The organism is Muriicola soli (assembly GCF_004139715.1).
In the GTDB taxonomy this organism is placed as follows: Bacteria; Bacteroidota; Bacteroidia; order Flavobacteriales; family Flavobacteriaceae; genus Muriicola; species Muriicola soli.
Genome location: NZ_CP035544.1, coordinates 1,320,689 through 1,342,725 on the forward strand (window position 1 = coordinate 1,320,689; position 22,037 = coordinate 1,342,725).

The window sequence follows — 22,037 nt, forward strand, 5'->3', positions numbered from 1 at the left end:
AGATAGTTTAAAAATTGGGGCTCAGGGTGTGCCCTTTGTAGAATGCATCTATGATATCTACAACTTCTTCCGCCGTATCCGCAATTTTGATCAGGTCGAGATCTTCCGGACTGATATTCTTCGCCTCAAGCATGACGTTTTTCAACCAATCCATCAAGCCTGACCAGAAATCAGAACCGACCAGGATAATGGGAAACTTACCAATTTTATTGGTTTGAATCAGGGTTACGGCTTCAAATAACTCATCCAAAGTACCGAAACCTCCGGGCATGACGACAAATCCCTGAGAATATTTCACAAACATCACTTTTCTAACAAAGAAATAGTCAAAATCAAGGCTTTTATCCGTGTCGATATAGGGATTATCATGCTGTTCAAAAGGCAGATCAATATTTAATCCGACAGAAGTTCCGCCGGCCAAATGAGCTCCTTTGTTTCCCGCTTCCATGATCCCTGGTCCGCCACCTGTAATAATTCCGTAGCCTGCTTCTGATACGCTTTTAGCAATGGAAACAGCAAGATCGTAAAAAGTATCCCCTGGCTTGGTCCGGGCCGAGCCGAATATAGTTACACATGGCCCGATTACACTCATTTTTTCAAAACCGTTGACGAACTCGCCCATAATTTTGAAGATTGCCCAGGAGTCATTGGTTTTGATCTCATTCCAACCTTTGTGATGTTGTTCTTTTCTCATTGTCTATTTCTTAAAACGAATTATAACCCGACACATTATAAATGTCGTAAAACTATTATGAATGACTTACGGCCAGATTCAATTCTTTTTTTAAAAACTGTGCTGTAAAACTTTTTTTATGAAGTGCGACATCCTCTGGTAGGCCTTCAGCAACGATAGCTCCACCGCCACGCCCTCCTTCGTATCCGATATCGATAATATGATCCACCATTTTGATCACATCCATGTTGTGTTCAATAATAAGTATGGTATTCCCTTTGTCAACCAGGCGATTGAGTACCTCCATCAATACACGTATATCTTCAAAATGTAGGCCGGTAGTTGGTTCATCAAGAATATAGAAGGTATTGCCGGTATCTCTTTTGGAAAGTTCGGTTGCGAGTTTAACCCGCTGTGCCTCACCACCTGATAGTGTTGTTGATTGTTGTCCCAGGGAAATATAGCCCAGGCCTACATCCTGAATGGTCTTTAACTTCCTGTGGATTTTTGGAATATTTTCGAAAAAATCAACGGCTTCATCAATGGTCATCTCCAGTACATCAGCTATAGATTTCCCCTTGTATCGAATTTCAAGGGTTTCCCGATTAAAGCGCTTGCCATTGCAGGTTTCACACTCTACATAGACATCAGGCAGAAAATTCATCTCAATAACTCGTAGTCCGCCTCCCTGGCAGGTTTCGCAACGTCCGCCTTTTACATTGAAACTGAACCGACCTGGTTTATAGCCCCTGATCGCGGCTTCAGGTGTTTTGGTAAAAAGCGCACGTATTTCGCTGAACACCCCGGTGTAGGTAGCCGGATTAGATCTAGGGGTTCTACCGATTGGAGATTGATTGATGTCGATAACCTTATCTATATGCTCCAGCCCGCTTATCTTTTTATACGGCATGGGCTTTTTAACCCCGTTAAAATAATGCGCATTCATTATGGGATAAAGCGTTTCGTTGACCAGGGTTGATTTTCCGCTTCCCGACACGCCTGTAACGCCTATCATTTTCCCAAGGGGGAATCGCGCCGTAATATTCTTAAGATTATTTCCGGTACAGCCTTCCAGGAGAATACTTTTTCCGTTTCCTTTTCTTCGCTCTACAGGTACGGGAATTTCCTTTTTCCCGCTTAGGTAGTCTGCAGTTAGGGTTTGATGTTGTTTGAGTTCTGCCGGTGGGCCTTCGGAGATGATCTCACCACCGTGTTTCCCGGCGAGGGGTCCGATATCGATCACATGATCGGCACTTTCAATCATATCCTTGTCATGTTCTACGACAATAATGGAGTTTCCTATATCCCGGAGCGCTTCCAGGGATTTTATGAGTCGGCCGTTATCCCTTTGATGTAGTCCAATGCTGGGTTCATCCAAAATATACAGAACCCCTACCAGCTGAGATCCTATCTGAGTTGCCAACCTGATACGCTGGGCTTCACCGCCGGAAAGCGACTTCGAACTTCGACTTAGGGAGAGGTAGTCTAAACCCACATCGAGTAAAAACTGTATCCTGCTGCTGATCTCTTTGATAATCTCTTCAGCGATAATCCGCTGATTTCCTTCCAGGGAATTCTGCAGCCCTTTAAAAAATACTGCCAATTCAGCAATATCCATAGCTGCGAGTTCGGCAATATTCTTTTCTCCAATCCTGAAATTAAGGGAAGCCTTTTTCAGCCTTGATCCATTGCATTCAGGACATTGGATTTTATCCATATAATCTTTTGCCCATCGCTTTATCGAGGTCGAATCTGAGCTGCTAAACTGACTCTTGATAAAATTAGCAATTCCTTCGTAGTCGATAGTGTAATCACGTTTTACCCCAAGGGATTTCGAATCGAGAACAAATCGTTCCTCCCCCCCATGAAGGATAATGTCCATGGCCTCTTCAGGAATTTTTTCAATGGGATCCTTAAGATCAAATTCATAGCGTTTGGCAATGGTCTCAAGTTGCTTAAAAGCCCAGGATTTCTTGTATTCACCAAGGGGTGCGATTCCACCTCCCGCAATGGAAAGTTTAGTGTTGGGAAAGATCTTTTTCTCGTTGATTTCGTAGGTATGTCCAAGGCCGTTACACTCATCACACATGCCTTTAGGGGAGTTGAACGAAAATGTATTGGGTTCAGGAGTAGGGTAGGAGATTCCGGTGGTTGGGCACATGAGGTCTCGACTGAAGTACCGTGGTTCTGTTTCCCCTTCAGCCAATACCATCATTGTATCATTACCGCTGTACATTGCGGTATTAATGGATTCCGCAAGTCGTTTTTCCAGATCGGCGTCTTCACTTATTGCAAGTCGATCTACTACAATCTCAATATCGTGAGTTTTGTAGCGATCTACCTTCATGCCCTTTTGAAGGTCGAGCAATTCTCCGTCTACCCGAACCTTTATAAAGCCCTGTTTCGCTATCTGCTCGAATAATTCCCGGTAATGCCCTTTTCTAGACTTAACTACGGGTGCCAGGATGTTGATGCGCTGACCTGCAAAAGTGGAAAGTATAAGCGCTCTGATTTGCTCATCAGAGTAACTAACCATTTTCTCTCCCGTACGATAACTGTATGCATCGGCAGCCCTTGCGTACAGCAACCTTAGAAAATCATAAACCTCGGTAATCGTGCCTACCGTTGAACGCGGGGATTTAGAAGTTGTTTTTTGTTCAATGGCAATAACAGGGGAAAGGCCATCGATCTTATCCACATCAGGACGTTCTAATCCGCCTAAAAACTGTCTGGCGTAGGCAGAGAAGGTTTCGATATACCTCCTTTGTCCTTCGGCATAAATGGTGTCAAAGGCCAAAGAGGATTTGCCACTGCCCGATAAGCCGGTAATGACAACTAATTTTTCCCTGGGAATACTAACGTCAATGTCTTTGAGATTGTGAACGCGAGCACCTTTAACTTCTATAAATTCTTCGTAATACGTCATGCAATAGGGCAAAGTTGCAAAGGTACTCTTTTGATGCTTAAAAACGAAGTGGGCTTTATCCCAAGCCTGTTAAATCCATCAAAAAATAAAGTGTAAAGCACAAAACCAAATTCCTATGAAACTAATACAAATACTGAGATCACACGAGCTGTGTTAGGCTCAGGCCACGGCTTCCATACTGTGGTTTCTCCTCTTTTCATTTAATTGCGAAGCCGGGATAAACGATTTCTGAGCTTCAATTTCATTCTTTTTAATACTCAACTGTTCCGGCCTGATATGAATAAAAGCCAGGCTGCCGTTTTTATGTTGCAGGCCATATTTTCTCTTTACGTCATAGATGAGCCAGTCCTCTTCTCTAAACCTGGTCCTGAAATACCTGGAGATCAAGGGTAGTACATTGTATTTCGGCTTAATTCGCTTTACCATGGAAGTTCCGGGGAAATCACTGTGGACTAAACGAATTTCAATCGCCCTTTTTTCCTTTTCCACAGAAGCAGCCAGTTGGTAGACCTCCTTATGGCTAATCTCTGCGGCCATGGATTTCTCTTTGGTGTTCAATTTCTGCCAGGCACAGAAGAAATGATAAAGCTGTATTTCGATATTTTCTTCCTCGCTTAAAAAAGCAAAGTATAAGGCTTTTAACGCACTGTAATTCTGGCCTCTTAAACTATTCCAGAAGGTTTTTGCATCCTTTAATCGTGTGGCAATGTAATTGGGTTGTGGAAACAAGGCCTCTTGTTGCTCATTCAATTTGTGTATCTCCATGGGGCGTAGCCCATGGTATCGGACCTCAAATAAAAGAGTAAGAAACCCGTTAAAACTTCCGTCGTACAAATAAATTCCTGATTCTTGTTTCATCGTCCTTGCGTATTAAAATAGGTCAATCAATGCTATTGGTATATATTCCAAATATATGGATATATTCCATAATATGGAAATATTCCTAATTTATTTTTGGATATATTCCAATTTGAGTATCTTTGAAGAGAACCAAGTAATTATTCAGGCTTTAAAACAATTGCAATATGGAGAATGAACTTACCATAAAGAGGTTTACCGATCTAAGACGCGAATTAGAGTACACCCAGGCAGAATTTGCTGCTTTGTTAGGCGTCTCAAATACTACAGCCGATATAGAAAGGGGGCGGACAAAACTTTCAGGAAAGGTAGTCGCCAACCTATTAAAACAGTTTAAAATAAATCCTCTTTGGCTCTACGGAGAGAGTGAGCAACAGTACATAGAAGCCTCTAACACCAGTGTCATTCCTAAAGTGGTAACCGTTGATAGCTCGGACAGGGAAAATATGGTTTTGGTTAATGCCAAGGCAGCAGCCGGTTACCCACAGAACATTCACGACACCAGCTGGTATAGACAATTGCCGGCATTTGATTTGCCGATTCCCGAGTTCCGCAATGCGACCTACAGGGGATTTCAGGTAGAAGGAGACAGCATGCTCCCTAATCTAAAGCCCGGAGAATGGGTACTTGCAAAGGCAGTAGAAGATTTAAGCGAGGTAAACACCAACAAAGTTTATGTGGTAGTACTTCAGGACTCTGTAATGGTCAAAAAGATAGAACGTCCACCCAATACTAATAAGGTGATCTTGATTTCCTTAAATGAGACCTATCCGCCATATGAAATAGAACCCTATCAGATCCAGGAGCTGTGGCAGGTGAGTAGTAAAATTACTTTTGGCGTTGATGCCACAACTGAAAATGGCCTCCTGCGTCAGTTACAGCAATCCATGGAGGAATTAAAGAGGCAATTAAAGGCTTCTTAATCTTTTCTGGCTCGAACCGTGCCTAAATCGAGTTTCAAAGGTCCTACTTTGTGATATTGAGGAAGTAGTGCACCGCTCTCTGTCAGATCCCAGCCTTCCCAGGTAGCCCCCAGCCCCTTTAAAGGCAATATTTGTACCCACATGCGAAACCTTTCCGGAAGGTATTTCTCGTTGAGCTCCCAGACATAAGTATCTCCGGGTGTATCTCCACCAAGGGTATAAGTGACTTTAAGTCCGATTTTTTCATCATCGAGATCAACGACAGCTCTTTTGGTGCCCTTATCAAAAATTTTAAATGGTGCCACAAGCCAAAATGAATCATTATTGAAATTGGAGATTGCCTCCTTCACCAGCTTCTCCTTTTCTTCTCCTAGAATTTGTTCTTCACCCTCTTTGACGGAACTGTTGGAAGGATTCACCAGATCTATCTCTCCCGTATAGTCACCCCAGCTCATTTCTACTTTTCCCATCTCCTTATCCCAGATGTAGTTATTCCTGCCTCCGCGGTAAGACCATTCCAGATAACGACTATCCTGGTATGCCTCATTATTTAAAGACTTCAGCATTTTATTAGCTATTTCATCAGCCTTCTGAGGTGAATGACCATCAGGGACGTCTTCGTTGAAAAACACAAAAAGGATTCCTGTCAACAGCGCGAAAATCAAAAGGAGAACTCCCAGAACCCGTTTAATCCAAAGTGCCATACTCAATTGCTTTTTTCTGTCCTGTTAATACCCAACTGCCGTGTCATCTCCACGAGGATCTGCTCCACCTTCCATTCTTCCGTCAGGCAATATCCTGATAGCATCTACTTTGCCTATAACAGGCGTTCTTTCTTCATTGATCAAATATCCTTTAGACCTCAGAAATTCCTTAGTTTCTTCAGGGAATCCATCAGGTTCAAAAATAATATAGTCAGGGAGCCACTGGTGGTGAAACCTGGGTGCCTCCACAGCCTCTTGCATACTTAGGTTGAACTCATAGGTATTCAAAATGGTCTGGGCTACTGCAGTGATTATCGTGGAACCTCCCGGAGTACCCACTACCAGCCAAAGCTTGCCATCTTTTTCCACAATGGTGGGAGTCATACTGCTCAACATTCTCTTCTCCGGCGCAATACTATTCGCTTCCGCTCCGATAAGGCCAAACATATTTGGCGTCCCGGGTTTAGAACTAAAATCATCCATTTCATTATTCAGGAAAAAGCCGAGCTCATCACAATAAAGTTTAGAGCCATAAGCTCCGTTGAGGGTTGTGGTCACCGATACTGCATTTCCCATTTCATCTACGATTGAATAATGTGTGGTTTCGGCGCTCTCAAGGATCTCCACGGTGCCGTGAGAGACGGATTCTGATTTAGTGGCTTTATCAAATGTGAAATCTGACATACGCTGATGCAGATAATCTTCTTTAAGCAAGAAATCGAGTGGAATCTCCACAAAGTCGGGATCCCCCAAATAAAAATTCCTATCGGCATAGGCACGCCGAAACGATTCTGTTAAGAGTTGTATCGCTTCCCCCGAATTATGCTCGTAGTCACCAATATCATAAGGTTCGATCATTTTAAAAATCTGATTGATCGTCACACCGCCACTGCTGGGCGGACTCATACTAATGATACGAAGGTCTTTGTAATTAAATATGACCGGTTGTCTCCAGACCGCCTGGTATTTTGCAAGATCTTCCTCTGTGAGATATCCTCCTCTTTCCTGGATAAATGCAGCTAGTTTTTTAGCCGTTTCCCCCTTGTAAAATTCATCCCGGCCATTGTTTTTTATTCGTCTGAGTGTATTGGCCAGACTTGGGTATTTAAGAGTATCACCAACGCGGCACTTAGTAAAAAAGAAGGTTTCTTCCCCACTTATTTCTATGATTTGATCCCGGTATCGCTCCAATCGGTTTTCCTGATTCTCAGTCACAATAACCCCTCTTTCTGCAAGGGCAATGACAGGTTCAAGTAACTTCTCCAATGGCAGGCTGCCCATTTTTTCATGAACTTCAAAGACCCCTGCAACGGTTCCTGGGACTCCAACCGCAGTTGCTCCCCTGGTACTTAGTCCCGGGATAACATTTCCCAGTGAATCGAGGTACATATCCGCAGTAGCTGAAAGAGGTGCCTTCTCTCTATAGTCAAGTGCACCCACATCACCATTTGATTTTCTGTAAACCATAAAACCTCCTCCGCCCAGGTTTCCTGCATAGGGATAGGCTACGGCCAGGGCGAGTTCTGTGGCAACCATGGCATCAAAAGCGTTACCACCTTCCCGTAAAATTTCCACGCCTATTGCTGAGGCCTCTTCCCGTGCCGAAACTACCATGGCTTTTTCGGTAACCAATCCGGTGGGTGAAGCAGGGGACTTGCGACAACTGATACCTGTTACGAGCAGCAACGACAAGGCTGCGAACAGCATCGGCCTAAAAATAATTCTACTTTTAGAATTGGATATATCGGTCATAGGGCATCAATGTTTATTGAGGGAATTCAATTTCTCCCGGGAAAAGATAATTAAATCTTCAAAAAAGTCGGTGAATTCGGATTCAAAAAGATCATAGTGCATTTCCAGGTCTTTTACTGCCTTGTTCATCCTGCTTTTCTTGCCTGTCCTTCTGAACAATCCATTGAGAACCCGATCGATTCCTTCAATTGATGCATAATTGTACAACCAATTGTCCCTGATCATGTAGGGCATTAAGTGTTTGGTGGGCTCGGGAAGAATTGGGTAGTTGTCCTTTAATAATTTGTAAAACTGCTCAGCATAAGCCCTTAAGTCTTCTTTTGAATACACTTCCCAGTTTTTAGCCAGAAAATGATCGTAAAAAACATCGACGACCACACGGCTGTAGTGTCCCTGGGTGGGATGTAGACGTTTGCTGCTGCGTCTGTGTGTGGGATGGGCATCGGTGTAGGTGTCAATTGCTCTGTGTAGAATTATTCCCTTCTGAATTCGTTCAGGAAAATGGCTAAAGCGATTGCCCCTGATGCTATCAGCGATGAAATTCCCCAGACTGATCTCTTCATCGTCGAATGACAAATATATATGAGCTAGAAAATTCATCGCTCGAATTTACAAAGAAGGGCCTAGGAAACTAACCTATACCATTATATTTGCAAAAACTTTTCAGACAATATGACACTAATCAAATCCATATCAGGCATTCGTGGCACCATAGGGGGGAAACCAGGCACTAATTTAACTCCTGTTGATGCTGTAAAATTTGCTGCAGCCTACGGAGCCTTTCTCAGGCAACAAGTGGAGAAAAAAGATCTCAAAGTAGTCATTGGCAGAGATGCCCGAATTTCAGGGGAGATGATTCAGGCCCTGGTGGTAAATACATTACTGGGGATGGGAATTGACGTGATTGATCTCGGACTTTCCACAACCCCCACGGTAGAAATTGCCGTTCCTCTTGAAAAGGCAGACGGGGGTGTTATCCTGACCGCCAGTCATAATCCCAAACAGTGGAATGCGTTAAAATTACTCAATGCCAAAGGTGAATTCCTGAATGCAGCAGAAGGCGAACTAATATTAAACCTGGCTGAGGAGGAAGATTTTAATTTTTCTGAAGTTGACCATTTAGGGGAACTTACTGCAAATGATTCCTATATGGATATTCATATTGATGAAGTGCTCAATTTATCTCTGATTGAAAAGGATACCATAGCCAAATCTGGCTTTAAGGTAGTTGTAGACGGGGTAAATTCTTCGGGAGGAATAGTGATGCCAATGCTCTTAAAGGAGCTTGGGGTAGAGGTAATAGAGCTCTATTGCGACCCAACCGGTCATTTCCCACACAACCCGGAGCCCCTGAAAGAACACCTGAAAGACATATGTGAATTGGTGGTAAAGGAAAAAGCCGACTTTGGTATTGTTGTGGACCCAGACGTGGATCGTCTGGCATTTATATCCGAAGACGGAGAAATGTTTGGGGAGGAATACACTCTTGTAGCCTGCGCAGATTATGTCTTAAGTAAAACAAAGGGCAATACGGTTTCTAATCTCTCTTCTACACGTGCCCTAAGGGACGTTACTCAAAAACACGGAGGGACGTATACTGCGGCAGCTGTTGGTGAGGTAAACGTGGTAGCACAAATGAAAGCGACCAATGCGGTAATTGGTGGAGAAGGCAACGGGGGAATTATCTATCCTGAGAGTCATTACGGCCGCGATGCTCTTGTGGGGACGGCCTTGTTCCTGATGCTGATGGCAGAAAGAGGAGGTAAGGTAAGTGAATTAAAAAAGAGCTACCCCGCTTATTTTATGAGTAAGAAAAAGATCGAACTAACGCCAGGAATAGACGTAGATAAGATTCTCCACCAAATGGCAGAACGGTATAAAGAGGAAGACTTAAATACTATTGACGGGGTAAAGATCGATTTTAGTGATTCCTGGGTGCATTTGCGGAAATCGAATACAGAGCCTATCATAAGAGTGTATACAGAAGCTCCTTCTCAGGATAGTGCCGATGCCCTGGCTAAGAGGATTATGGACGAGATCGGATCCATTTCCCAATAGCGCAGGTCAATCCTTTGGGGCCTTGTCTTTATGTTTCCACCGCCTGTGGGTCCACAGATAGTACTCGGGTTTTTCCCTGATCTGTTGTTCTGCAAGACGAAGAAATTTTTCAGTGATCTCATGCTTTTCTGCAGTACTTCCCTTGTCATTAATCGGAATAAATTCTGCCTGATAATACCCCCGCTTAACCTTAGATACCTTGAGAAAAACGGTAGCTAGGTCTAATTTTTTGGCCAGGGATTCAGCCCCCACAAAAATAGGTACGGTAATCCCCATAAACGGACTCCAGTATTGAGCCTTACTCATCATAGGGGATTGATCACTCACAATCCCGTAAACACCTCGAATGCCGTTGCGTTCGTTTTCATACATCCGTTTTACCGTGTTTTTCTGTTCTATAGGTTCTGTATTCCACTTTGCGCGAATCTTCCTGATCAGCTGGTCAAAGTATTTGTTTCCCACTTTTTGATAGATGGCAAATCCTTTTGAACTTACAACATTATTAATACTGGTATTCCATTCCCAATTCGCGTAATGAGTGCAAAGTACCAGCACACTTCTCTCTTTTTCAAGACTTTGAACCAATTCGATGTTCTTAATTTCGTATCGTTTTGCCACTTCTGTTTTTGAGAGGTCCATTGTTTTTACCATTTCAAGAAACAAGTCGCATAAATGGCGATAAAACTTCTTTTCTACGCGCTTCCTCTCTTCTTCAGAAAGCTCGGGTAAGGCAAGCTGTAAATTATTTTGTACCACTTTCCTTCGATATCGAATGAGATAAAAAATCAGGATAAAAGCGATATCAGAGAAGCCGTAAAAAAGAGGTTTCGGGAGAATTGATATCAGCCTTAAAACAGGATAGGCAAGGAGAAATACCAGTAATTGCATGCATTTAAACTATGTGCAAATATAGCTATATTTGCACCTCTTAAAACAGGGATAATTATATGAATTTACATTGGGCAACTCTGGCCATCATTGCGGCAAATGTCGTGGTCTCACTCAGGGGATTTAAGGATGTGGCATTTTTTGAACGATATAAATTCGGGATTGGCGCCATTCAGGCCGGGCAGAAAGACCGGATGGTCACTTCAGGGTTTTTGCACGTAGACCTTTCTCATTTATTCCTGAATATGTTTACCCTCTACTTCTTTGCAGATGTAGTGATCAGATGGTTTGGCCCCACCAAATTTCTGTTGATCTATTTCGTTAGTCTGCTAGCAGGAAGTCTGCTCGCCCTGTTTTTTCACAAAAAAGAACCCTATTACAGTGCTGTAGGGGCGAGTGGGGCAGTAACCGGGATACTTTATTCTGCAATTTTGCTTCAACCTGATATGCGGCTGGCACTTATGTTTATACCCATACCCCTGCCAGCTTACGTGCTGGGGATACTCTATATGCTTTATTCCATATACGGCATGAAAAAAAGGCTGGGGAACATTGGTCATACCGCCCATTTTGGTGGCGCAATTGGAGGCTACATTACAACCCTTCTATTTATGCCAACACTGTTTGTTACGGATACCCTTATGGTTATTTTACTGGCGTTGCCCATCATCATCTTGTTTGTACTTGAAAAGCTGGGGAAAATCTGATCCTCAGGGGTAATATATTCCCGGTTTTGTTGGTTCTGCCGTCAAAAAATGGCCACTGGACTAATAATTTAGATTACACCACACTTTTTTCGTTATTTCGCCGTTAATGTAGTGCCCAAAACTGCATTTTAAAATACCTACTTATGAGAAAAGAAATACGTCTGATATTTCTATCGACTTTCTTTGTTATGGTTTCCTGTAGTGATGAAACCTCGATCTTCATTGACGAACAACAATCTAATATACTTGCAGAAAATGACGCCGTTGTACTATCCGGAAGCGTTTCGTTTGAAAATGCCGGGGTACTTGAGATCAGTGTTGACGAAAATTATTCCGGTAAACGCAGCTCAAAAGCAATGGATGAGCTGGCAGGAAATTATCCAATGGTCCTGATAGGACAAGTGAATCCTCCAACTTATAGCGGTATCAACGCTCTTACAGCGGCACATGTTTTTGTGGAAGATGATTTTGCCTATGTAGCCTATAATACGGCAGGAGATGATTATGCCGGAGCCATTGACATTGTGGATGTTAATGACCCCAATAATCCCACACTCACGTCCAGGGTAATCTATACCAATGCAGATATTAATTCCCTGCAATTTAAAAATGGCTTTTTATACGCCGTAGGAGGTCTGGATGCAACAGCTTCATTTACAGCTTTAACAAATTCCTTTATTACCAAGATCCCCGTTTTTAGTGGGGTAATGGATATCGATGCGGGCGTGATCTACGGATTTCAGCCCGGAGATAATGCAACGGACATTGTAATAGACGACAAAGAAGCCTATGTGACTAGCGGTAAAGATGGAAGTATTACGATTTACGATACCAAAGACCTTGAGGTTAAAAAAGAGGAGAGCTATAGTGATCTCAGATCATTGGCGATATTCGGTAACCGTGTGGCGGTCCTGGATGCCAGCATAGGAATTCGTGTCCTTGACGACAACCTCAAAGAAAAAGATGAAATTTCAATCGACACAGATTTTGGGCAATATACCAAGAGAACTATAGATTTTGTTGAAGACAAGATCATTGTAGCCGAAGGCGCAAAAGGAGCCGGTGTTTACTCATACGATTCCGGAACGCTCCTGCAATATATTCCTATCATAAGTGATCCCTTGAATCCACCCTCAGGGGATGTAGTAAATAATGCTGTGGCCATCAATGAGGACATGGTATTCATGGCCAATGGGGGAGCAGGTTTGTCTGTTTCGGATGACGAAGGAGATTTAACCAAGCCCTATGGAGTGATACAATTGAATGGGTCAATCAACTTTGTTCAAACTCGGGGCGATTATGCTTTTGCGGCTTCCGGAGATGAAGGTATGCAAATCATCAAGTTAAATCGCTTATCCTTGAGTCTAGCCGCGCAGTGTTCTTCGCTTATTGAATACGATGGATCGAGCAAGTTAGTAATTAACGAAGGTGATGACATCGCCTTCAGCGGAGCCAAGAGTTTTAATTCCATTAAGGTAGAAGGGGAACTCCTGATGTGTGGTACCTGGACGGTAAGTAATGATGTGGATATAAAAGAGAATGCCTTACTCGAAATGAACGGATCATTAACTGTTGGGAGGAACAATAGGCGAAAGAAAATCGAGGTAGAACAGGGAGCAACCCTTAGAATTGAAGGTAACCTCACCATATATGGCGACCTCGAACTCAAAGAAGGGGCTACCTTAGAATTTATCGGTGATGATTCTGTGGTAAATATATTTGGAGATGTAGACATAGACGAAGATGCAACTGTTCTTGGAACCTTTCTGGATGTAAGGAATAAGTTTTGAAACAACAGGATTCTAATAAAAAACCCTGATGCCTTAACATCAGGGTTTTTATATTTTAGCTCGTTGTTGAACTTACTGCAGCAGTTCACCAATCTTCTGTTCCAGAGCAGGGCCTCTTAAATTTTTAGCTACAATTACCCCTTTCTCATCGAGGATAAATGAAGCAGGAATAGCATCGACATTGTACAACCTGGCAATTTCATCAAAGAATTGCACATTTGAAACATGGTGCCAATTGAGTCCGTCAACCTCTATGGCTTTTTTCCAGTCATCAGCATTTCTGTCCAGAGAAACTCCCAGAATACTCAGCCCTTTATCTTTATACTTGTCATACACTCTAACAATATTGGGATTTTCTGCCCTGCATGGCTTGCACCAGGCTGCCCAGAAATCTACAATCGTCACTTTTCCCAATACATCATTTAGTGCAAGTGCATCACCTGCAGGTGTTGGAGCTGTAAAATTAGGTGCTTTTGATCCAATTGAGGTATTGGCTTCATTCTCCAGTGTTTCCTTGATCTTTAACCCAGCCTTGCTCGTTTTTATTTCAGGAGTTAGCGCATCGAAGAGTTCCTGAACTTCTGTGTTTGGCTTAGCCTTGGTAGAGAGTATTCTGTAGATGATGAGTGCAGAAACCACGGCATTTGGGTTCTCCTTTACGTAATCCAATTCGTATCCCTTTGCCTCATCCATCAGCTCAAAATATTCTTCCCTAAGAGCATTCATGCTTACCGTATCCCTGTTGCCCTGTGCAACTCGCATATCCTGATTCATAGAAGACGCTTTCCTGCTCAGGACCCTTGATCCTTTGAGGAAATCATAGAACAGCTCATTCTGAAGGGTTCCTCCAATCTTGGCGAAACTCAGGCTATCCCTTTGTGCTTTGATTTCAATCTCACCATTTTCTACGATAACAGGTATGTTCTCCTGTCCACGGCCGAAGAAAATATAATGGAGTTCGGGACTCTCAACAGGACTGCCTTTGAATACAAATGACCCCTCTTTGACTTTAGCTGAGTCTATTGTAATCAACTGGTTGTTCTCGCCATACTTTCTCAGGGTGAGTTCTGTGCCTTCCGTATTCTCACCTTCGACAGATCCTTCAATTATATATCCATCATAGCTTTCGTTACAGGCTGCGATTAGCAATACAATAGCTAAAGGAATCAGAAATTTCTTCATGTCTTCAAATTTTCGCCAAAGGTAGAGATTAGAGCTCCAATAAAAAAGCCCTTAACACAGGCTTATGATTAAGGGCTTAAGAGAAGTTAAATCTTTATTTAGAACTGATATCTAAGGCCAAGGGCAATGTCGAAATCAAAATTATCAGAGAAATCATCATAACCTACCAGGCCAATCTCAGGTCGGAAGTCTAGTGAAATCAGCAAAGGGATGTCAAAATTGTATTCAATTCCTATGACTCCCGCTCCGAATAGGAAGAGTCCGCCATCAGGGACCTCACCGTTGGAACCTGCCGAAAAGTCTACACTTCCGAGTCCGCCACCTACACCGTAAAACCAATTAAAATTACCATCTAAGGGCTGTACCCACTGGTATACCCCGGTAAGCTTAAATGCGTCAAAATTCCTGCTATCACGCCATCCCAAATCAATTTCTAACCGGTTTGCACGGGAAATAGACTTTTGGTAGGATATTTCTGCACCAAATCCATCACTGTCACCCAGTCTCAGGCCGAGAGCATGATCTGAAATAGACTGTGCACTTACAGCCAGGGTCGCTGTTAGAAAAAGAATAGAGCTAATTTGATAATCTTCATAGTTATAGTATTTAGTTGTTAAAATTAAGGATTGCAAGAGGTTCTTGTGTTAAGAATAACTTAATTTTAGAACTTCAAAATATGACATCTTTGCCTGCAATCCCTTTTCACGAAATAGCACAATCATTAGACGGCTCATTTCATTCAGACATACTTACGAGGAATTTGTATGCCACGGATGCTTCCGTTTACAGAAAAATTCCATCTGCGGTAGCCTTTCCAAAAAACACCGAAGATCTCAGGAAACTAATACGATTCTCAGCTAAGCACCAGCTTGGTATAATTCCCAGAACCGCCGGAACTTCACTTGCCGGACAGTGCGTGGGAGAAGGAATCGTTGTAGATGTTTCAAAGCACTTTACAAAAATCCTGGATCTGGACCTTACCAAAAAACAGGTTACTGTACAGCCGGGTGTGATTCGGGATGAACTCAATTCATATCTACAAGAGCACGGTCTTTTTTTTGGTCCTAATACTTCCACTTCAAATCGTTGTATGATAGGGGGGATGGTGGGCAATAACTCCAGTGGTACTACTTCCATTCAATACGGGGTTACCAGGGATAAAGTAGTTGCCCTTAAGACAGTGCTTTCCGACGGTACTGAAGTTGAATTCAGGAAGCTAAAAGCAGAAGAATTCCATGGTAAGACTACGCTAGACTCACTTGAAGGAAATATCTATAAGGAGTTATATAACCTATTGTCTGATAAAGAGATACAGTCTAACATTCGGAAAGAGTTTCCCAAAGAAAGTATCCACAGGCGCAACACGGGTTATGCCCTTGATTCACTTTTGAGGCATGAGCTTTTTTTGGGTGCTGAGCCTGAAATAAATCTGTGTCAGCTCCTCAGCGGAAGCGAAGGCACCCTTGCTTTTACTACCGAAATCACCTTGCAATTAGACCCACTGCCGCCGGCAAAATCTGCCATGGTAGTGACGCATTATTCTACCCTGGAAGCATGCCTTGCCGATGTAGCTCCTGTGATGAAACATCAGTTGCACACTTGTGAGATGATGGATAAGGTGATTCTCGATTGTACTAAACACAATAAAACCCACCAGGCCAACCGTTTTTTTGTCGAGGGAGATCCTGCTGCTTTGCTGATGCTTGAAGTACGATCTGAAACAGAGGAAGGCCTAGACAGGCTACTCCTGGAACTTACAGCAACCATTGAGGCCTCAGCAAAAAGTTATGCAAACCCCGTTTTGTATGGAGATCAGATCAAGAGCGCCCTGGAACTTCGTAAGGCGGGCTTAGGGCTGTTGGGAAATATGGTAGGGGACAGGAAGGCTGTGGCCTGCATCGAGGACACTGCGGTAGCGCTGGAGGATCTGAAAGACTTTATTGGGGAGTTCAGTGAGATCATGCGGCAGTACAAACAGGAAGCGGTCTACTATGCCCATGCAGGAGCGGGGGAATTGCACCTTCGCCCTATATTAAATCTCAAACAAAAGGAAGACGTAAAGCTTTTCAGGAAAATAACAACAGAAGTTGCTCATCTGACCAAGAAGTACAGGGGGTCATTTAGTGGCGAGCATGGCGATGGAATTGTTAGAGCCGAGTTTATTCCACTGATGATCGGGGAAGAGAATTACAAAGTATTGCGAAAAGTAAAAAGCGTTTTTGATCCATTAAATATTTTTAACCCCGGCAAGATCGTAGATCCTTACCCAATGGATACCTCTTTGAGATACGAGGTGGACAGGGAGGAACCTCAGATTGAAACCCTGCTCGATTTCAGCGACAGCGAAGGGATACTCAAAGCTGCAGAAAAGTGTAACGGCAGCGGGGATTGCCGCAAAACAGAACATGCCGGTGGGGGAATGTGTCCAAGTTACCACGCAACAAGGAATGAAAAGGACACTACCCGAGGCCGAGCCAATGTTCTGAGGGAAATACTCACACATAACGATAAGGAAAATAAATTCGATGCTGAAGAATTAAAGGAGGTCTTCGATTTGTGTCTCAGTTGCAAGGCATGTGGTAGTGAGTGCCCCAGCAATGTGGATGTGGCCACCCTGAAATCAGAATTTTCATACCAATACCAGGAAAAACACGGATATTCAATGCGAAGCCGACTATTCGCGCATAATACCAAGGCCAATAAATGGGCTTCCAGATTTCCGAACCTAAGCAGTGCAGTTTTAACGAATCGATTTATTGGGCAACTCATTAAGAAGGCCTCAGGAATAGCAGAAGAACGCAGTATACCTCTTGCGAAAAAGTTCGATTTTGCCGGCTATTTGAAAGCAAAAACGCCAACAGATTCCGCTAAAGGTAAATTGGTATTGTTCATTGATGAATTTACCCGATACCTGGATACGGAAGTGGGGAAAGATGCAATAGACCTCTTGCATTCCCTGGGGTATGAGATTGAACTGTATTTTGGAGAAAGTGGCCGAACCTACATTTCAAAGGGATTTCTGCGGCAGGCCCAAGCACTTGCGAAAACGAATCTGGCGGCATTATCGGCCTATACTGAAAAAAATATTCCCATTGTAGGCCTGGAACCCTCTGCCATTCTCAGCTTCCGTGATGAGTACCATCGGTTTCATTTGGATAAGGCTAAAGTGAACTCACTTTCGGCAGGCAGCATGTTGATAGAGGAGTTTATTTCCCGGGAGATAGACAAAGGAAAAATCACCCATGAGGATTTTACTTTGGATTCAAAGACTGTAAAAATTCACGGGCACTGTCATCAAAAATCACTATCTAATCAAAAGGTGACCTTTGATATGTTGAATTTACCCCTGAATTACAAGGTTACCATTATTCCCAGCGGATGCTGCGGCATGGCAGGTTCTTTTGGTTATGAGAAAGAACACTATGCCCTCAGTATGCAAATAGGAGACCTGAAACTCTTTCCCTCTGTTAAAAAGGCGGATAAAGAAACCTTGATTGCGGCTAATGGAACAAGTTGCAGGCATCAGATTAAGGATGGCACCCACCGCGACTCATATCATCCCGTCAGCATCCTAAATCGAGCGTTGAAAAATAGCTAACTAAGAGGCCGTCCTCTGCTTGTTTTGCTCTGCCCGGTTCCAAAAATCTTTGTGGAGCTCAGAAAGCGTGAGATCTTTGAGTGCTTCATCTCCGTAGAACGCCGTGAGTTTATCTCGTTTAAAACTATACAGCTTCCATCTCTTAAAAGTGTATTCTAAAGCGCTAAGGTGGGTCATCCAATCCCCCGAGTTGAGATACAAGCACTGCCCACTGTGATTTTTATATAATGCCTTTTTAGGCTGGTGGTTATGACTGCATATAACCGTGTCAATACCTTTCTTTATAGCCCGCTCTGCTGCTTTTCGTTCCAAATGACACTCAGATGTCCGCTCAGGGTTATTGATGGGTTTATACAGTACAGGCGAAATAACAGTAGCATTCTCTTGTCTTAAGTAGGGTTTTTTTGATTCCCTAAAAGCAAAAAGGACGTCGAGACCCTTCTTCCAAGAATGCCTTATCCGCTGCGTTAACTTAGAAGGAGCATCGAAGACATCTCCGTGCAAGATCCAGGTTTTTTTACCGTCAAGTTGAAGAAAAAGTTCTTTGTCAATTGTGAAGTTACCCGGGATATTGTTTTTAGATTTTCTCAAAAACTCATCCTGATCCCCTTTGAGATAGTAGATCTTTGTTCCTTCTAAAGACAATAATTGAAGTTTTTTGAGGACTCTGGCGTGGCTAGGGGGAAATTCATTTAAGTCGCTCTCCTGCCCGCTTATAATATCTCCATTGAGTACAAGGATTTTGGGTTTGATACTACTCAGGTAAACCAATAGCTCTTTTGCCTGGCATTCCGGTGTTCCCAGATTTAAATCTGAAATAACAACGACCTCAAGTATGCGTTTCTTCAACTCTTCTCCTTTTATTCAGCAAAATTATTTTTAATATGAAAAATGAATGCAAAGAAATCGTTGGCATTAGGCCTCAATAAGTTAATTTAAAATTAAGTATTCAATGTAAGGTTAAGTGTAGATTAAGAGACTATCTGTTTTGGCTACAAATTGGATTACGCCTATCTTTGGATCCCATATGATGGCCAGGGCCATCAGAAGCAGGAATCTAAACCTCAATTCATGGCCGGCAATACATTCGGAACTCTTTTTAAGCTCACTACTTTCGGAGAATCACATGGCGAAGCCATCGGAGGAATATTAGAAGGCTGTCCGCCTAATCTGCAACTCAACCTGGAAGCAATTCAGCAGGAAATGGACAGGAGAAAGCCGGGTCAGTCTGCCATCGTTACCCAAAGAAAGGAGGCCGATCAGGTTCGGTTCCTCTCAGGAGTTTTCGAAGGAAAAACAACAGGAACTCCAATCGGTTTTGTGATCTTCAACAGCAATCAGAAATCTGGCGACTACGACCACATTAAGGATTCCTACAGGCCATCACATGCAGACTACGTCTATGACAAGAAATACGGCATTCGCGACTACCGCGGAGGAGGCCGAAGTTCGGCAAGGGAGACAGCCTGCAGAGTAGTAGCAGGAGCAATAGCCAAACAATTTCTTAGTAATTTGAAATTTAATGCTTTCGTCTCACAAGTTGGAAGTATTACTTTAAATAAACCCTATCAGGAACTTGATCTGTCCCTAACCGAAACAAATCCCGTTCGCTGTCCTGATCCGGCAACCGCCGCTGAGATGGAAGCTCATATTCGGGAGGTACGCAAAGAAGGCGACACCATTGGAGGAGTCATTACAGGAGTGATACAAAATGTACCTATTGGTCTTGGGGAACCTGTATTTGATAAGTTGCACGCTCAGTTGGGCAAGGCAATGCTCTCTATCAATGCCGTAAAAGGTTTTGAATACGGCAGTGGTTTCGACGGTGTCAGAATGAAAGGAAGCGAACACAACGATGCTTATAAGTCGGACGGTACCACTAAAACCAATTTCAGCGGTGGCGTACAGGGCGGAATAAGCAATGGTATGGATATCTATTTCAATGTTGCTTTCAAACCCGTGGCCACCTTGATTCAGCCTTATGAGACTATTGATAAAAAGGGGGAAACGGTGCAGACCAAAGGCAAGGGAAGGCATGATCCCTGTGTGGTTCCCAGAGCGGTGCCAATAGTAGAGGCGATGGCAGCCCTGGTGCTCGCAGATTTTGAATTGCTGAATCGAACTATAAAAAGTTAGCATGCGAATTGAAGGCGATTAATCCTCAATACCGTATATTACCTTTCTAAACAATGACTATGAGAAAACTGGAATTGCACTGGCAGATCTTGATCGGGATGGTGCTGGGTATTGTCTTCGGATTTGTGATGACCTATCCCGAATGGGGTAGTAAGTTTGTTCAGGATTGGATCAATCCCTTTGGAAGTATTTTTGTAAAACTCCTTAAGCTTATTGCTATTCCATTAATACTGGCCTCTTTGGTTAAAGGGATATCCGACTTAAAAGACATCTCACAGTTCAGAAATATTGGGGTAAGAACCATAGTCATCTACATGTGTACCACAGTTGTGGCCATTACGATTGGGTTAGTGCTGGTAAATGTCCTTAAACCCGGAGATGGAATATCCGATGATACAATAGCTAAACTGACAGACACCTATGCTACCAATACCGAAGTCACCTCCAAGCTGGAGGAGGCTTTTAAGCAAAAGGAGGGAGGCCCTCTTCAATTCCTGGAAGATATGGTGCCCGACAATGCATTTAACGCCCTGAGCAACAATAGCCTGATGCTTCAGGTGATTTTCTTTACCATCTTTTTGGGTATATGTATGCTCTTGATCGGGGAGGAAAAATCAAAACCCCTAAAAGATTTCTTTGACACCCTCAATGATGTGGTATTGAAAATGGTGGATCTCATCATGCTTACAGCCCCGGTGGCGGTATTTGCTTTATTGGCAAACGTGGTGGTGACCTCGGGGGATCCTGATCTGCTGTTCGCTCTATTGAAATATTCCGGAGTTGTTGTAGTTGGACTCTTGCTAATGATCGTTTTTTACAGTGTGGTTGTTGGAACGTTTACCAAATACAATCCGCTCACCTTCCTCAGTAAGATTAGTCCGGCTCAACTTTTAGCTTTTTCCACCAGTTCAAGTGCTGCCACACTTCCTGTGACTATGGAAAGAGTAGAAGAACACATAGGGGTGAATAAAGATATTTCGAGTTTTGTACTTCCTGTAGGAGCAACCATCAATATGGACGGTACCAGCCTCTACCAGGGCGTGGCAGCTGTATTTATCTCTCAGGCCCTGGGGTTCGATCTCAGCCTTGCAGATCAACTGATGATTGTCCTCACTGCCCTCTTGGCATCCATTGGCTCTGCAGCGGTTCCGGGGGCAGGAATGGTGATGCTTGTAATTGTCCTGGAGGCGATTAAGTTCCCGGCGGACAAGCTCGCTATAGGTCTAGCCCTGATCTTTGCCGTAGATCGTCCCCTGGATATGCTAAGGACGGTTGTAAACGTTACCGGTGATGCCACTGTGTCCATGATGGTTTCCAAATCCCTTGGTCGGAAATTGGTGCCACATGTAAAGGAATGGGATGATCATCTTGAAGAAGTTCTTCCCAAAAAGAAAAAATAGGAGGTAGGGATTTATTTTTCTTCCCCTGGGGAGAAGGCAAGGAATTTATTCTTCGTTTCCGGAGTTGGGATCATACATTGTTCCTTTTTTCCGAACCACCGATATCTGTTTTTTGCTACCCAATCGTAAATCCAATCCCTAATTGCTGAGGGTAAACCGAGGAATACGGTCATCACAGGCCAAAGACCCGAAAGCGATCTTGTTATTCTAAGTGCAGCATCAGATTTAGTGTAATAAGCAAGCTGTGGTTCGATAAGGATGATAGAATCGACCTTCGAGGTATCAATCTTCCTCTCATCAGCCAACTTCTTACCCACTTCACTTTGCAGAGGCGCAAACCGAAATACGTCATTTCTATCCCGTTTTATAATGAATTGAACGGCCCCGTTGCACAAATTGCAGACCCCGTCAAAAAGGATGATTTTCTTCTCAGTCGCCATAT

General features: G+C 43.3%; 18 protein-coding genes. 7 read left to right on the top strand and 11 right to left on the bottom strand.

What is annotated here, in order from left to right; genetic code table 11:
• Window positions 1–7: 7 nt before the first annotated feature.
• From EQY75_RS05880 to EQY75_RS05890, 3 genes are all read right to left on the bottom strand, one after another.
• The gene (locus EQY75_RS05880; protein ID WP_129603703.1) at window positions 8–694 is read right to left on the bottom strand and encodes an LOG family protein; all 687 of its coding nucleotides are present in this window, start codon (window positions 692–694) and stop codon (window positions 8–10) included.
• Window positions 695–749: 55 nt separating this feature from the next.
• The gene (uvrA, locus tag EQY75_RS05885; protein WP_129603705.1) at window positions 750–3,599 is read right to left on the bottom strand and encodes an excinuclease ABC subunit UvrA; all 2,850 of its coding nucleotides are present in this window, start codon (window positions 3,597–3,599) and stop codon (window positions 750–752) included.
• Between the two features lie 159 nt (window positions 3,600–3,758).
• Window positions 3,759–4,457 (bottom strand): TIGR03915 family putative DNA repair protein, encoded by a 699-nt coding sequence (locus EQY75_RS05890; protein ID WP_129603708.1) that lies wholly within the window; start codon window positions 4,455–4,457, stop codon window positions 3,759–3,761.
• Window positions 4,458–4,624: 167 nt separating this feature from the next.
• On the opposite strand from EQY75_RS05890, the gene EQY75_RS05895 reads away from it, so the two are divergent.
• Window positions 4,625–5,380 (top strand): XRE family transcriptional regulator, encoded by a 756-nt coding sequence (locus tag EQY75_RS05895; protein WP_129603710.1) that lies wholly within the window; start codon window positions 4,625–4,627, stop codon window positions 5,378–5,380.
• Here EQY75_RS05895 and EQY75_RS05900 read toward each other — a convergent pair.
• Genes EQY75_RS05900 through EQY75_RS05910 form a run of 3 tightly spaced genes read right to left on the bottom strand, consistent with a single transcriptional unit; the run spans window position 5,377 to window position 8,436 of the window.
• Window positions 5,377–6,084: a hypothetical protein gene (locus EQY75_RS05900; RefSeq protein ID WP_129603712.1), complete on the bottom strand. Its 708-nt coding sequence runs from the start codon at window positions 6,082–6,084 to the stop codon at window positions 5,377–5,379. The two genes, EQY75_RS05895 and EQY75_RS05900, sit on opposite strands and share 4 nt — an antisense overlap.
• A gap of 24 nt (window positions 6,085–6,108) precedes the next feature.
• Entirely contained in the window at window positions 6,109–7,836 is a 1,728-nt protein-coding gene (gene ggt, locus EQY75_RS05905) for a gamma-glutamyltransferase (protein WP_425462153.1), read from the bottom strand.
• 6 nt (window positions 7,837–7,842) lie between these two features.
• Window positions 7,843–8,436, bottom strand: a complete 594-nt coding sequence (locus EQY75_RS05910; protein ID WP_129603714.1) for an acyl carrier protein phosphodiesterase — start codon at window positions 8,434–8,436, stop codon at window positions 7,843–7,845.
• A 72-nt stretch (window positions 8,437–8,508) separates the two neighbouring features.
• Here EQY75_RS05910 and glmM point away from each other — a divergent pair, with 72 nt between their 5' ends.
• A complete protein-coding gene (gene glmM, locus EQY75_RS05915; protein ID WP_129603716.1) occupies window positions 8,509–9,894 on the top strand; it encodes a phosphoglucosamine mutase in 1,386 nt (461 codons plus the stop codon).
• A 6-nt stretch (window positions 9,895–9,900) separates the two neighbouring features.
• Here the strand turns inward: glmM and EQY75_RS05920 are convergent, their stop codons facing one another.
• Window positions 9,901–10,782, bottom strand: coding sequence for a lysophospholipid acyltransferase family protein (locus EQY75_RS05920; protein WP_129603719.1), 882 nt, complete (start codon window positions 10,780–10,782; stop codon window positions 9,901–9,903).
• 59 nt (window positions 10,783–10,841) lie between these two features.
• Here EQY75_RS05920 and EQY75_RS05925 point away from each other — a divergent pair, with 59 nt between their 5' ends.
• A complete protein-coding gene (locus EQY75_RS05925; protein WP_129603721.1) occupies window positions 10,842–11,489 on the top strand; it encodes a rhomboid family intramembrane serine protease in 648 nt (215 codons plus the stop codon).
• A gap of 143 nt (window positions 11,490–11,632) precedes the next feature.
• A complete protein-coding gene (locus EQY75_RS05930) occupies window positions 11,633–13,279 on the top strand; it encodes an LVIVD repeat-containing protein (protein WP_129603724.1) in 1,647 nt (548 codons plus the stop codon).
• 72 nt (window positions 13,280–13,351) lie between these two features.
• On the opposite strand, the gene EQY75_RS05935 is transcribed toward EQY75_RS05930, so the two are convergent.
• Entirely contained in the window at window positions 13,352–14,461 is a 1,110-nt protein-coding gene (locus EQY75_RS05935) for a TlpA disulfide reductase family protein (protein ID WP_129603726.1), read from the bottom strand.
• Between the two features lie 98 nt (window positions 14,462–14,559).
• Entirely contained in the window at window positions 14,560–15,042 is a 483-nt protein-coding gene (locus EQY75_RS05940) for a hypothetical protein (RefSeq protein WP_129606993.1), read from the bottom strand.
• Window positions 15,043–15,137: 95 nt separating this feature from the next.
• Here EQY75_RS05940 and EQY75_RS05945 point away from each other — a divergent pair, with 95 nt between their 5' ends.
• On the top strand, window positions 15,138–18,059 hold the full coding sequence (locus EQY75_RS05945) for an FAD-binding and (Fe-S)-binding domain-containing protein (RefSeq protein WP_129603728.1): 2,922 nt from the start codon (window positions 15,138–15,140) through the stop codon (window positions 18,057–18,059).
• Here the strand turns inward: EQY75_RS05945 and EQY75_RS05950 are convergent, their stop codons facing one another.
• Window positions 18,060–18,908 (bottom strand): UDP-2,3-diacylglucosamine diphosphatase, encoded by an 849-nt coding sequence (locus EQY75_RS05950; protein ID WP_165200539.1) that lies wholly within the window; start codon window positions 18,906–18,908, stop codon window positions 18,060–18,062.
• 222 nt (window positions 18,909–19,130) lie between these two features.
• Between EQY75_RS05950 and aroC the strand changes: the two genes are divergently transcribed.
• On the top strand, window positions 19,131–20,195 hold the full coding sequence (aroC, locus tag EQY75_RS05955) for a chorismate synthase (RefSeq protein ID WP_129603733.1): 1,065 nt from the start codon (window positions 19,131–19,133) through the stop codon (window positions 20,193–20,195).
• 59 nt (window positions 20,196–20,254) lie between these two features.
• Entirely contained in the window at window positions 20,255–21,595 is a 1,341-nt protein-coding gene (locus EQY75_RS05960) for a dicarboxylate/amino acid:cation symporter (protein WP_129603736.1), read from the top strand.
• 11 nt (window positions 21,596–21,606) lie between these two features.
• On the opposite strand, the gene EQY75_RS05965 is transcribed toward EQY75_RS05960, so the two are convergent.
• On the bottom strand, window positions 21,607–22,035 hold the full coding sequence (locus tag EQY75_RS05965; RefSeq protein ID WP_129603738.1) for a thiol-disulfide oxidoreductase DCC family protein: 429 nt from the start codon (window positions 22,033–22,035) through the stop codon (window positions 21,607–21,609).
• Between the last annotated feature and the right edge of the window lie 2 nt (window positions 22,036–22,037).

Coding starts and splice junctions, on each gene's coding strand:
- EQY75_RS05945 (WP_129603728.1), top strand. CDS start 15,138: ATGACATCTTTGCCTGCAATCCCTTTTCACGAAATAGCACAATCATTA.
- glmM (WP_129603716.1), top strand. CDS start 8,509: ATGACACTAATCAAATCCATATCAGGCATTCGTGGCACCATAGGGGGG.
- EQY75_RS05880 (WP_129603703.1), bottom strand. CDS start 694: ATGAGAAAAGAACAACATCACAAAGGTTGGAATGAGATCAAAACCAAT.
- EQY75_RS05960 (WP_129603736.1), top strand. CDS start 20,255: ATGAGAAAACTGGAATTGCACTGGCAGATCTTGATCGGGATGGTGCTG.
- ggt (WP_425462153.1), bottom strand. CDS start 7,836: ATGACCGATATATCCAATTCTAAAAGTAGAATTATTTTTAGGCCGATG.
- EQY75_RS05895 (WP_129603710.1), top strand. CDS start 4,625: ATGGAGAATGAACTTACCATAAAGAGGTTTACCGATCTAAGACGCGAA.
- EQY75_RS05965 (WP_129603738.1), bottom strand. CDS start 22,035: ATGGCGACTGAGAAGAAAATCATCCTTTTTGACGGGGTCTGCAATTTG.
- EQY75_RS05930 (WP_129603724.1), top strand. CDS start 11,633: ATGAGAAAAGAAATACGTCTGATATTTCTATCGACTTTCTTTGTTATG.
- EQY75_RS05920 (WP_129603719.1), bottom strand. CDS start 10,782: ATGCAATTACTGGTATTTCTCCTTGCCTATCCTGTTTTAAGGCTGATA.
- EQY75_RS05935 (WP_129603726.1), bottom strand. CDS start 14,461: ATGAAGAAATTTCTGATTCCTTTAGCTATTGTATTGCTAATCGCAGCC.
- EQY75_RS05900 (WP_129603712.1), bottom strand. CDS start 6,084: ATGGCACTTTGGATTAAACGGGTTCTGGGAGTTCTCCTTTTGATTTTC.
- uvrA (WP_129603705.1), bottom strand. CDS start 3,599: ATGACGTATTACGAAGAATTTATAGAAGTTAAAGGTGCTCGCGTTCAC.
- aroC (WP_129603733.1), top strand. CDS start 19,131: ATGGCCGGCAATACATTCGGAACTCTTTTTAAGCTCACTACTTTCGGA.
- EQY75_RS05890 (WP_129603708.1), bottom strand. CDS start 4,457: ATGAAACAAGAATCAGGAATTTATTTGTACGACGGAAGTTTTAACGGG.
- EQY75_RS05910 (WP_129603714.1), bottom strand. CDS start 8,436: ATGAATTTTCTAGCTCATATATATTTGTCATTCGACGATGAAGAGATC.
- EQY75_RS05925 (WP_129603721.1), top strand. CDS start 10,842: ATGAATTTACATTGGGCAACTCTGGCCATCATTGCGGCAAATGTCGTG.